The following is a 12,760-nucleotide window of genomic DNA, read 5'->3' on the forward strand; positions in this document are numbered from 1 at the left end:
AGTTCTATTTTACCTAACGTCAGTATATGAGCCGTTTTAATGGCTTATATACAATGTTGTAGTCAGTTTATTTTTTGTTCAGTAAATAAATTGCATCTGCAAATTTTTCTCCTAAATCTATGTAACCATTGCTGTCGTAGTGCCAAGCATCGTAGTAATTATATTGTTGCGTACTCCTCACAATCGTGACGTTTTGTTCTTTACGTGCAAATTTTTCTTGAGCATACTGAACAAGTTCACCATATTTGTACATCTTTCCTGTCTTATTATTCCCCGAGTCTGATATTTTACCAATAACTATTGGAAGATCATCTTTATGCAGTGCGGCACGCACAAGATCCATTAAACGTTTTAAATTCCCGTAGTATCGAAAAGCAATCTCCTCCCTTAAAGCATCACTTTCACCTTGCATCCAAATTATGCCGGATGGAATAAAATAATCCTCAACTCCATTATTATCAATGTCGTTGACATCCATTGCCATATCAACAGTTCTCAAAAAGTGATCGTATTGATTGATTCCGTTTTTACCTTTAAAATCTGGTTCCCATGAACCATATCTTCCTGCTGCTAAGCTGTCTATAGAAGTACCACCTCTTGAATATTTTATTATGGCAATTTTCTCATTTGGATAGTATTCTTGGAGTTTTTTTGCAAAAGAAAGTTCCACTCCAAAAAAGTCTGACAGTTTTTTTTCTTTCCCGTCGGACGAGAATTCCCAACCATGACCAGGAAGCAGTTTAGTCCATATGCCCAATCCACCAGTTTCATCTCCATCAGGGGCAGGGTTACCATGAAAAATCCATACATTGTTGAGATTAGAGGTTATTGAATCTGGCAATTCAGCATTCTTGCCGAACCCATCCATGTTTGATTGACCTCCTAAATAGAAAACTCTAATTGAATCCCTTTCGGTTTGCTGACAAATTCCGATCAACGGAAAAAGTAATGCGATAAATGTTAATGCTGTTCGGTTCATGATTTTTTAATTGGTTATAACGTTCAAGTATAAGCGCAGTGCGGAATTTGAAATACTTCACTTCCGCTCTAAGCCCCATGTTTGTTAATACTCTGTTCGTTCAATTTAAGCAATTTATTCTGCGTTATGCTTATACAGTGTTGTGCAACGTTTTATTTTATCATTTAAAATTTCCATCTCTGGGTTCAGTTTTAATGCCTTTTTGTAAGCCAAAATAGCATTTTTATAATCTTTCAACTGCTCAAGGTTTTGCCCCTTTAAATCGTATACTTCCCAATCTTCCGGTAATTCTTGTACCATAATATCACTTAGCTGTGTGCTAATTGAATAGTTACCTTTTCCAAAATGATAACGCTCTAACCAGTATATGTCAATTATATTGTTAGGATAATTCTTGCTTTTTAAATTATCAAATATACTGACAATACTATCTTTATTTCCTGCATCTATATCGTCTGCTAATTCATATGCAATTGTACGTTCAGGACGATTTAGTTTGAAAGTAGGATAAAGGATATTAATTCCAAGATCATCAACCACATTCACCGAGTTAGAAAGCACTACAACTCCAAGCTCTGTATTTCTATTGTAACCAACAAATGATATAAAACCGCCTGTGCCACCATTATGCAATAAAATTTTAGTTGTGCTATCTGGTTTTAGTACAAACCATCCTTCCTGATAAAAAAGCTTATCCTTTCCTAGGTCAGGTACTCTTGTTTGAAAGGGTTTTTGTAAGGAATCTGAAATAAATAGTGGGTTATTTTGCTTTTGGTACATTAAATAGCTTAAAAGGTCTCTAGTATTACTAACTAAACCACCAGCATACCTGCTAGGGCCAGTAAAATCCCAATTACTATTTGAAGTACCAATATTAGTGGGTTGTGCAATCTTCTGGTTTTCTTCAGTTGGTACTGAAAGTAACGTGTTGTCCATCCCTATATCATGCAAAAGTCCACCCATTAAATTATCATAAGTTTTTCCTGAAACTTTTTCAATGGTTCGACCAAGTATTGAATAGCCAAAATTAGAATAGCTCCAAAAGTTGGAAGTATCCGGATTTAAATCCTGCAATTCTTCTTTTAAAATTTCATTGGAATAGCCATTAAAAGGGTTTAACCAATTATGAGGGGAAAACTGATTGGATAATCGAGGAACGCCAGCAATATGATTTAGCAAGTCATAAGGTGTAATACTATCTAATTTTGGATTTTCGATGTCAATAAAAAAGGCAGATAAAGGTTTTTTCAAAGAGTCTTTCAGGTAGATACTTGCAAGGTTGGCTGTGAAAGTCTTTGTAACAGAACCAATTTCGTAAAGGGTTAAACTATCAGGTTGCTTTTTATTATTATCAAAGTAACCGTACCCATAAAACTCGGTAGTTCCATCAGGCAATAAAATACCAATAGAAAAGCTCGGGTTTATTTCAAGTTCTACTCGCCTTTTAATCTCACTTTCTAATTCTTCTGTTATTACTTGTCCAACAAGATTATTAGAAATCAAGATCAGTAAAACGCAGTAGATATATTTCATTTTTTTCTCTCTAATGTTGCACAACGTCCCCGATATGGGGCGTGCTGACTGAACAGGAAGCATGATCGTCATATCGATTGTTGTACATAGTTTTAAACTATTGATTAACTTTTTTCTGTGCCTTGTTTAAGTAAATAAACACACCTAAGTAAAACAAAAAGAAGAACCAATCATTGGGCCCATAAATGGTATAGAAAATTCCAGCCATGGTATCTTGTTCATAGACACTTGAAAGGTCATTATCCAACAACCACTTAGTCCAGACAAAACCGTAAATGAATTTTTCAATAACAAATGCTCCAATAACCCATTTAAGCTTTTCCCATTTAGGAGCCATTGCTATAAATACCAAACCCCATACAGTTAGCATGAGCAATCCAAAATTAGACATAACAACAGGGTCAGCTTCATTAATAACCTTATTGCTGAAAAATTTAGAAAAGATTAATACGCCACCGATGTTCATTATCCCCGATAAGTACATCCCCTTTTTAATAAGTCCTTTATTCAATTTCATTATTATTTATTTTTTTAATTATGTACAACGGTTTTGTGTATAATGCGTTGCGTGTTTAAGCAACTAATTTAATAAATAAAAGCTGGCTTTTGCTGTAGCTAAATCTGGATTGCCTTATGATGAAACTTATGTATCGAATTTAAGTTAATTTCCTTTGGATTTTAACTCAGTTCTTTGTTGTGCTTTCGTTATTTTTGATTTAATTCTAGATTGATTTTATCGATCAGTATTTTGGATTCATTTTGAAACTCTTTTAATTTTGGGGCATATAATCGAAATAGTGTCATACGAAATGTCGCTACTCTATTTCTGAAATCTTGAGAGCTGATAGCGTAGTCCACAAAATCTTCAGTTATAACGTCATCGACATAGTCTGGCCACCATGAGTAAGTAGATTTCCAATGGGTATAGTTCTCTTTTAATTCCTCTGAAAGGAAATCTTGATCTAGTTTAATTTCCAAAAGGTTGGTCTTGTAAAAATTTGATATTTCTGAATCTAAATCGTTTGTTAGATTATTTTCTGTTAAGATGATGTTTTTCAGCAATTCATATCCGCGGGTTTGTATTGAAAAATCTGGATAACCAGTCATCATATTAGTAGCAGCTGGATGAGTTAAAAGATATTCCTTAGTAAGGGTTTTCGATATTACCTTATCCAAAACACCTTCTCTTTTTTTAAGATTGAACAAGATGGAATCAATCTCTATATAATCTTTTTCTAAATCATTAATGATTATATTATAAACTACTTTAAGATTTTGTTTTTGTTTTCGGCTTTCGTTCCAATTATTAATTTGTAATGCAATCAAAATTCCAATAACAACAAGTACTATTTCTCCAATTGCGTATTTAAAATACCTGCCTGCCGGCAAGGCAGGCTTCCCAGTTTTACCTTCCGCGAGTAAGTTTTGTCTGATGTGTCTAAAGAACTTGATCATACCTTTTGTTTTTAGTCATATTTGATTTTTTATTGTGCCTAACGGTTAGTATATGAAAAGCAGGCGATTTCGTAGCACTAAACTTTCGGTTAAGGACAACGTTTTATAAGAGTCATAATGCTTTATTTTAATGATACTTAGCCTGTTTTTTTATACACATCTTATGTTTGTAATATCTATATTCCATTAATTGTATTTTACATCTATATACTCCAGAATTATTTCTGCTTTACTTTGGACAGAAGTAAATTTGCCTTCAAAATAATAAGCTGTGCTTCCAATAAATCTGCATAATGGTAAAATTCGGCTGTCCTCAAAAATGGAATTATACACTTCTGAACCAGGAGCATTCGGTGAGTTAGTCGGAAAAAATTTGCGGTGTTCTGTGTCACTAAAGAGTTCATATTTTAGCTTTCGAAGCTCTAGCCTAGCAGGGTTTCCTGAATTTGTGAAATTAGTTACTACATCATTATAATTTTTATAATAATCTTGAAGTAATTTTAAAAGCTTAGAATCAGGAAATTCAGATACAACTCCAGAGGAATTAAGAAAACTCCAAGTATTTGAACTTTCGGAAATAATTGGAGTAGTAGTAAATGAATTAAAATCCATTATAAATTTCAGCGAATCATCAATGAATTTATTTTCAGATTCCAATATTGGTATTATGTTTTTTGCTGCCGCAATCTGATTATGTAAAGACTTATTAACTTTTTGAATATCAAAAATATCGGCTTGAATATCTTTTGCAATTGATTTGATATTAGTAATCAATAAAGCCTTTTTCTTATTCTCCTCATTCCAATTATTAATCTGAAGCGCAATAAGAATTCCAATCACCACCAATAGTATTTCACCAATAGCATATTTAAAATATTTGCCTGTTTTATTTTCCATAAGCAGGTTTTGTCTAATGTGTCTAAAGAACTTGATCATACCTTTTGTTTTTTCAGCCCACACACCGCCTGGCTCCTCACTATCAAAGGTCTGGCAGACCTTTGCTTTCCGTTCGGCCCTCTAAATAATTTTATCATTGGTTAATGGTTGGTTATAATGATGCACAACGTTTAGAATATTAAAAGCAGGCGATTTGTAAGTACCATACTTTCGTTAAACCACAGAGTTAGATGCGAGCCAAAAACTTTATTTTATTATTGTTTCGCCTATTTTTCATATACATTGTTGTGTGCTGCCTTTTTTATTTATCTGGTTCAATGTGTATCAAAACGTGTCCTAAATTTGGTATTTTATTTCGCAAATAGTCCTTTAAATTATGTGCAATATCGTGTCCTTCCTTAACGGAAATTTCTCCGTTAACTATTGCGTGTAAATCCACGTGGTATTTCGTTCCAGCTTTTCGGATAAAACATTTTTCTGTTCCAAGTACACCTTTGACTTTTATTGATCCTTCTCGAATTTCTTCCAATAGGTCGTCATACAGATGTTCATCCATAATTTCTCCTAAAGCTGGTCTGAAAATCAAATAGCTATTGTAAAGAATAAAAGCAGAAGCGAATAAAGCTGCCCAATCATCAGCCGTTTCATATCCTTTACCAAAAATGAGAGCGATAGAAATTCCGATAAATGCCATAATAGAAGTTATTGCATCACTTCTATGGTGCCAAGCATCTGCTTTAAGTGAAGAGCTATTGGTCTCTTTACTTTTTTTAAGAACTATTCTAAAGGAGATTTCTTTCCATAAAATGATACAACCAAGCACAATTAACGTCCAGGGTTTAGGAACTTTATGAGGTGTTTGAATATTTTGAATGCTTTCGTAGGCAATAATGGTTGCCGATGTTACAAGAAAAGCAACTACCAAGAACGTAATTAGTGGTTCAATTTTTCCGTGGCCGTATGGATGATTTTCATCTGCTGGTCGTTTGGCGTATTTTAAACCAAATAGAACAAGTAGAGAAGAGAAAATATCAGTTGTTGATTCTATTGCATCCGCAATGAGTGCATATGAATTACCAAAGAAACCTGCAAGCCCTTTAATCAAAGCTAAACTGGTGTTTCCAATTATGCTAAAATATGTTGTTCGTATTGCAGATTGTTCGTTAGTCATTCGGATTTTTAGGTTGCACCCAACGTTTGGTGTATGATTAGTTGCGTGGGCAGCAACTAATTTAGTAAACAAATACTTGCCAGAGAAAATTCCGAAGGAATTTTCCAAATAAGCAACGACCAAAGCAATTAATTATACACGTTATTAGCCTTTCGTTATTTCTTTATTGATTAATTCAACCACTTTTTTGGCCCTTTGTTTATTTAATTCATTGTAATTATTGATTTGTAGAGCAATTAAGATACCAATTACTACAAGAATTATTTCGCCAATTGCGTAAAGCAGATACTTGCTGAATTTATTTTCAGTTAAGGTTTTTTGTCGAATTTTTCTAAAGAATTTTATCATTGGCTAGAGATTGGTCATAATGAAGGCTAACTAGTGTGTAAAGTGTAAATAGTGTTTATCTGTAATTACCCTCACCTTGTCTTACCCCTTGTTACCACTCATTTTTGATTCAATTAATACGTCAAAAAGTCGTCTTATTTTTGCAAAAAACAGCAAAATATTATTTAAAATTAATCCATGGTGGGTTGCTGGCAATTTTGTTCAAGGATAAATCTATATAAAAAATAATAATGTTCCTAGAATGATTCCAAATAATCCAGAACAGGTCCAAACAAAAAACCTCAGTAAGGGGTTAAGTGAGAAGTGAGAAGTGAAATTCGTCTTTTCTTAGTCCTTAGTCCTTAGTCCTTAAAACTTAATACTTATTGTTGCTGTCTGGGCGGGACTCTTCACTACCATAGTTAAAGCTTATTATTATATAGTTCCAACTTTGCGAAGGGTCACTTCACCTCTTTTCTTACCTCAATAATCAAACTTTTTATTCCGTGAAGCTTCCATAGCTAAACGGTATCGAAAAAATTTCAATTGACCAATCCCTTCTTGAAAAATTGAATCCATGACATTTGTCATTTTTATTTAGACTAATTATAAATAATATTGTTTCGTAATTTATTGCATATGCAATTATCACACATCTGTTTAGCGATCTGTTTCTTATATACAGTTTCAGTAAATTCTCAAACAATAGAGTCATCAAAAGCAATTGAGAAAAGGAAATTACAGTTTGAGTTGGAATCTTTGTATCTGATTGAAAAAGAAGGTGCCGATAAAATCAATTCTTGGACAATCCCTAGTATATTGATTCGATATGGTTTGAATAACAAAACAGAATTACAATTGAACACCCCCTATTTAAAGGAATCAAAGTATGAAAATGACGATAAGGTGAGTTCCCGTACTTTTCTTGATAATGTTCAAGCTGGAGTATCAATCAATCTTTGGAAGGAAAAAGGTATTATGCCCGAAGCTGCCCTAATGATAAGAGCTCTTATACCTGTATATGAATACCAGCCAAATAAGCTAGGATCTCTGGTTGCCATAAATTTATCAAATACGCTGTCTAATCAACTCAGTTTAAATTATAATTTGGGTTGGGTGGCTGATGCTCAAGGGAATTCTGGCTATTACATTACAAACTTATCCTGGGAAATTTCTTCAGTAGTTCATTCATTTATAGAATTTTTCGGAAGTTCGTACAACAATTTAAATATGCACCACAATTTAAATACTGGAATCGGATTTAATTTGGGTAATTCATTTTGTATAGATCTATCAATGGCAAATGGATTAAATCATGAAATGATCTTTTATGGAGGAATTCTGACTTATCAAATTTCTATTTGAATCATTATGTATCATATAATGGTAAACCTTCTAAAAGAAGAATTCCAATTGTACTTCCTATAGAATTTTAAAGATCTACGAGAATATTATCATTATTCAGATACAATAAGCTTAGAAAACCCCTAAAAACAAAAAGGCCAGATTTCCCTGAAGTTTTTCATGATCTAACTATCTAATAACCCTTAATGTTAACAACACAACTATTTTTTACTTTAAAAAGTTGCGGTCTGGATGGGACTCTTTCCACCTTCGCAAGAAATTGTATTACAGCAATATATCTTAACCTGACGATTCCAGTTTCCTTTAGCTAACCTCAACATATCATCATTTTCCCTATATTTAGAGTTCAACAACCAGCCAATGATCCCCTTCTTTAGAGGACAGAGCGTCAAGAGGGCAGAATGAAAAAGCCAACGATTTGGCTTTTGAATGATGAGCCAGATGAGGCGAGGCAAAGTAGATATTTTTAGCGCATGGGCCAGATGGCGCGCGGGCATTGATAATAATAATTATGATAAATTTTTTTAGACGAATCCGTAAAAAAATGGCAGATGATAATAAACCCATTAAGTATATGAGATATGCTGTTGGAGAGATCGTTCTTGTAGTAATTGGGATATTGATTGCGTTGCAATTAAATATTGCGAACGAGTTAAGACAAGAGAAGAAAGTAGAATTAAATTTATTAAATGATATAAAATCAGATTTAATAGAATCTAAAAAAAATATTAATGAGACCTATAAAATTAACCAAAATCAAATAGTTCAACTTAAATACCTCGCAACCTATGTTTCCAAGGATTTGCCTTACACGGCCGAATTAGATCCCATTTTTGGCTCATTCCCCACCTGGAGTTCACCCTATTTAACCTTTACATCATACGAAACTTTAAAATCCAAAGGCGTTGATTTCATACAAAACGATGATTTAAAAAAGAAAATTGCAGCAATATACGAGTCTGATTTTGCAAATTTAATTAATGACTGGGATAAATGGGAGTGGAATATAAATCAAGACGTGGTGATGCCTTTTTTTGCTGAGAATATGAGATCAGATTTGTCAAATTTGGATATGGCCGTTCCCAACGACTTCGAAAGCCTTAAAAAGGATGAAAAATTCTTAAATATCTTGTCTTTAATTGTAAAGACAAGGTCATTAGGCGTTGAAAAGTGCTTGAGGATTGACAAAAAATTAGATTCTTTAATTGGAGATATAAATAAAGAATTGAATAACCGGAAATTCTAAAAGTTTGCGCAAAAGGCAAAGGACATAAATTACATATCATTCAAGGTTTTCTTTTTAAACCACTCACCCCATAATACCATCAATGCCATTGCTTAAGTCTTCCCCGGAACAAGAAATAAACAGCAAAGGAACAGCTAATAATTTGTTTTATAGATGTATACTGATTAAAAAAAGAATTAATCTTCATTAATTCAGCTCACCTTATCGTCCTTTTCTCTATATTTAGACTTCAACAACCAAACTAATGATCCCCTTCTTTAGACGAATTCGTAAAAAAATGGCAGATGATAACAAACCTCTAAAGTATATGAGATATGCTATCGGTGAGATTGTCCTGGTTGTCATTGGGATTCTGATTGCGCTTCAAATTAATAATTGGAATGAGGCTAGAAAAACAAAACAATTTGAACATGATATTTTATCGGATATTTTGATTGCAATAGATGAAAATTTTGCCCGGCTTGACAGGTCTTTTACATGCAATAAAATGGCCATTGAATCTGCCGATATTATTCTAAATGTGATAAAGAAAAATTTGCCTTATAATGATTCGCTGGATGTTCATTTCTCGAAATCTTTGCAATGGTGCAGCCCTTCTTTTCATAATTCTGGATATGAAAGCCTTAAAATCTATGGAAGAAATCTTATAACAAATGATACCCTAAGAGAAAATTTGGGCATTTATGATGCAGGCTGGATGGAAACTTTGGCACAAAGACAAGAGGACTTTTTCTATTACACAGCGTCTCCCATTTTAGTGGAATATTTTGAAAAAGTTGCCATGCGCACCGAAATGAAACCTTTTGACTACAAAGAGCTAAAAAATTCTAAAAAGTATATCAGTGTCCTCAAAACATCAAAGGCTTACAGAGAAGATCAAGTAAAATGGCATGAAGAATGGAAAGAATCACTTGAAAACATTTATAAAATGATTCAAAGAGAATTGAAAAACCAATAACCCCATAATCCCTTTCTTTAGAGGACAGATCGTCAAGAGGGCAGAATGAAAAAGCCAACGATTTGGCTTTTGAATGATGAGCCAGATGAGGCGAGGCAAAGTAGACATTTTTAGCGCATGGGCCAGATGGCGAGCGGGCATTGATACTAATAATTATGATAAATTTTTTTAGACGAATCCGTAAAAAAATGGCAGATGATAACAGACCTATTCAGTATATGAGATATGCTGTTGGGGAGATTGTATTAGTGGTTATTGGAATACTTTTAGCCTTACAAATTAATAATTGGAATGAAAACCGTATTGACCAACAAAAAGAAAGGCTTATTTTAAAGGAACTTCATAAAGAATTTATATCCAACAAAACACAATTAGATACTGTGCTTCATATCAATAGAAGATCATTTCAATCGGTAAAGTATGTACGATCAGAATTGCCCATTGATATTGAAAACGTAAATTTAGATTCTTTAGCTTTTCATTTATATTTTATGGGTTATACATATACCTTTAATCCTTCAAAAGGGGTTACCAATGCATTAATGAATAGCTCAACATTTAATCTTATTTCAAATGATAAATTACGTCAGTTATTAATCCGCTGGGAGGATATAGTTATAGATTATCAGGAAGAAGAAATTAATGCGAATAACAATTATGCCAATCAATTAAAATCATTTGAAAAGAAACATTTTTATTGGGATGACCATAAAAAATGGTTAACAGACCCACGTGTAGACTTAACTATTCTTGAAAGTATTGAATTCGACAATTATGTTTTGGATAGATATTCTGATTTGAAAAATATCTTTGAAAATAGTCAAGGAGAGTTAGAAAATATGACAAAGACTATAGATGAAATCATTGAACTATCTAAACCAAAAAAATAGACTAACTCTCAAACCACTCATCAAGCCAATGAACATTAGAAACAGGATTCAGAATAGTCCTATCAAGACCACAATAACTGCGTAGCCTGCCTGTCCGGCAGGCAGGCACATCACGAATACTTAAACCAATAGCATGGCATGAGTAATTAGAGGTAAGTGCCCTATTAATAGATGCCTACCTCCTGCCACTTCTGATACCACCCTTTAATGAACACTTACCTATCGTCAAATTAACTATATTTAAACATTAACAAATCAACCTATGATCCCCTTCTTTAGACGAATTCGTAAAAAAATGGCAGACGATAACAGGCCTATTCAGTATATGAGATATGCTGTTGGGGAGATCGTATTGGTGGTTATTGGGATATTAATCGCTTTGCAGATTAACAATTGGAATGAAGCTCGAAAAGACAAAATTATAGAACAGAAAGTTTTAAAAACGCTTAGATCGGATTTTAAATCAAACAAAGCACAGTTGCAGGATAATATCGACGAAACTGAAAAAATGGTTAGTGACATAAGCCAACTATTTGAATTATTTAGGATGACCCAATCTGAATTAAGTTTAATTCCAAAAGATAGTATTAGAACCGGATTTGGAGGTTATGCCACTTTTAATCCTTCGGATGGCGCTCTAACAAGTCTTCTATTGTCAGGCAATTTAAATATTATCACTAATGATTCATTAAAAAATAAACTTACCAATTGGCCAAATTTGGTAAATGATGCAAAAGAGGATGAGAATATTCTGGTTGAAAAAATTACAAAAGATTTAGCTAAACAGGAGTTAGAGTACCAATCCTATATTAATAATCCAAAGTTCAAGCTAAATAGATTAGCAATGTTTGATGACCTTATATTGCAAAACACTTTTTTTGATATTCGTAGTGGAGCAAACTATCAGATTTATCTTTATGGGGAGTTGCAGAATGAAATAGAAGAAATATTAAATTTGATTGATAATGAAATTCGTTAGTGAAATAAAATAACGGAAGCCTAACAAAAAATGAGTTCAAATATACTAATCTCTTGATCCCCTACTTTAGAGGACAGAGCGTCAAGAGGGCAGAATGAAAAAGCCAACGATTTGGCTTTTGAATGATGAGCCAGATGAGGCGAGGCAAAGTAGACATTTTTAGCGCATGGGCCAGATGGCGCGCGGGCATTGATACTAATAATTATGATAAATTTTTTTAGACGAATCCGAAAAAAAATGGCAGATGATAATAAGCCAATGAAGTATATGAGATATGCTTTTGGAGAGATAGCCCTTGTGGTGATTGGGATTCTTATTGCACTTCAAATTAATACCTGGAATGAGGAGAGGAAATTAAAGAGCAAAGAAAGAAAATCTCTAACTGAACTACGAAAGGATTTAAATCAAAACTTAAATGATATTAGTGTTAATATTATAAATCTTCGGGAATGTAAAAAATCAAACGAGATTATAATTTTTCATATTGAAAACAACTTAGCGTATAATGATTCTCTAGATTATCACTTTTCAATGTTATATCCATTTATCTCATTCACAATTAACCAAACTACTTATGAAACCCTCAAGCAGGGTGGAATTGATTTAATTTCTAATGACTCCTTAAGAAATTCAATATCTAATTTATATTCGGTTCAATTTAAAGCATACCAGACATTCGAAAATACATATATGGTTAATCACTATCTTGATTACATAAAGCCTATGTTTATTTCTGAATTTGTTACCTATAAATTTGGTTCTTCAGCCCATCCAAAAAATTATGACCATTTCATTTTAAATTCAGGATATAAGCAAGTTCTCAACTTTACTATTGACATATGCAATAATTATATACGAATGCAATCGAACTTAAAAACTGAAGTTGAGAGAATTATTGATATAGTTGACAAAGAAGTTAATGATTAATTTGGAATTAGTTAACAAAGGCTATCAAAGGGA

The 12,760-nt window shown here is 33.0% G+C and carries 13 protein-coding genes; 6 read left to right on the top strand and 7 right to left on the bottom strand.

All coding sequences use genetic code 11. The annotated features are described in order from the left end of the window. Positions 1-67: 67 nt before the first annotated feature. The 7 genes from AABB81_RS11280 to AABB81_RS11310 all read right to left on the bottom strand — a co-directional run bounded on the left by AABB81_RS11280 (position 68) and on the right by AABB81_RS11310 (position 6,383). Positions 68-979 carry a sialate O-acetylesterase gene (locus tag AABB81_RS11280; RefSeq protein WP_342160626.1) on the bottom strand — a complete coding sequence of 304 codons (912 nt, stop codon included), beginning with the start codon at positions 977-979 and terminating at the stop codon, positions 68-70. 114 nt (positions 980-1,093) lie between these two features. Continuing rightward, positions 1,094-2,512: a serine hydrolase domain-containing protein gene (locus tag AABB81_RS11285; protein WP_342160627.1), complete on the bottom strand. Its 1,419-nt coding sequence runs from the start codon at positions 2,510-2,512 to the stop codon at positions 1,094-1,096. A gap of 97 nt (positions 2,513-2,609) precedes the next feature. Then, entirely contained in the window at positions 2,610-3,029 is a 420-nt protein-coding gene (locus tag AABB81_RS11290; RefSeq protein ID WP_342160628.1) for a hypothetical protein, read from the bottom strand. A 188-nt stretch (positions 3,030-3,217) separates the two neighbouring features. After that, the gene (locus AABB81_RS11295; RefSeq protein ID WP_342160629.1) at positions 3,218-3,967 is read right to left on the bottom strand and encodes a DUF6090 family protein; all 750 of its coding nucleotides are present in this window, start codon (positions 3,965-3,967) and stop codon (positions 3,218-3,220) included. Between the two features lie 186 nt (positions 3,968-4,153). Beyond that, positions 4,154-4,864 carry a DUF6090 family protein gene (locus AABB81_RS11300; protein WP_342160630.1) on the bottom strand — a complete coding sequence of 237 codons (711 nt, stop codon included), beginning with the start codon at positions 4,862-4,864 and terminating at the stop codon, positions 4,154-4,156. Between the two features lie 301 nt (positions 4,865-5,165). Further along, a complete protein-coding gene (locus AABB81_RS11305; RefSeq protein ID WP_342160631.1) occupies positions 5,166-6,035 on the bottom strand; it encodes a cation diffusion facilitator family transporter in 870 nt (289 codons plus the stop codon). A gap of 144 nt (positions 6,036-6,179) precedes the next feature. Then, entirely contained in the window at positions 6,180-6,383 is a 204-nt protein-coding gene (locus tag AABB81_RS11310) for a DUF6090 family protein (RefSeq protein WP_425287337.1), read from the bottom strand. A 618-nt stretch (positions 6,384-7,001) separates the two neighbouring features. Between AABB81_RS11310 and AABB81_RS11315 the strand changes: the two genes are divergently transcribed. From AABB81_RS11315 to AABB81_RS11340, 6 genes are all read left to right on the top strand, one after another. Next, a complete protein-coding gene (locus AABB81_RS11315) occupies positions 7,002-7,727 on the top strand; it encodes a transporter (RefSeq protein WP_342160633.1) in 726 nt (241 codons plus the stop codon). A 544-nt stretch (positions 7,728-8,271) separates the two neighbouring features. Further along, positions 8,272-8,973 (top strand): hypothetical protein, encoded by a 702-nt coding sequence (locus tag AABB81_RS11320; RefSeq protein ID WP_342160634.1) that lies wholly within the window; start codon positions 8,272-8,274, stop codon positions 8,971-8,973. A gap of 277 nt (positions 8,974-9,250) precedes the next feature. Then, complete coding sequence (locus AABB81_RS11325) at positions 9,251-9,931, top strand: DUF6090 family protein (RefSeq protein WP_342160636.1); 681 nt, start codon at positions 9,251-9,253, stop codon at positions 9,929-9,931. Between the two features lie 188 nt (positions 9,932-10,119). Further along, positions 10,120-10,821 (top strand): DUF6090 family protein, encoded by a 702-nt coding sequence (locus AABB81_RS11330; protein WP_342160637.1) that lies wholly within the window; start codon positions 10,120-10,122, stop codon positions 10,819-10,821. 295 nt (positions 10,822-11,116) lie between these two features. Then, positions 11,117-11,800 carry a DUF6090 family protein gene (locus AABB81_RS11335; protein ID WP_342160638.1) on the top strand — a complete coding sequence of 228 codons (684 nt, stop codon included), beginning with the start codon at positions 11,117-11,119 and terminating at the stop codon, positions 11,798-11,800. Between the two features lie 237 nt (positions 11,801-12,037). Continuing rightward, on the top strand, positions 12,038-12,727 hold the full coding sequence (locus AABB81_RS11340) for a DUF6090 family protein (RefSeq protein ID WP_342160639.1): 690 nt from the start codon (positions 12,038-12,040) through the stop codon (positions 12,725-12,727). Positions 12,728-12,760 lie beyond the last annotated feature (33 nt).

This window comes from Lutimonas vermicola (assembly GCF_038433205.1).
GTDB lineage: Bacteria > Bacteroidota > Bacteroidia > Flavobacteriales > Flavobacteriaceae > Lutimonas > Lutimonas vermicola.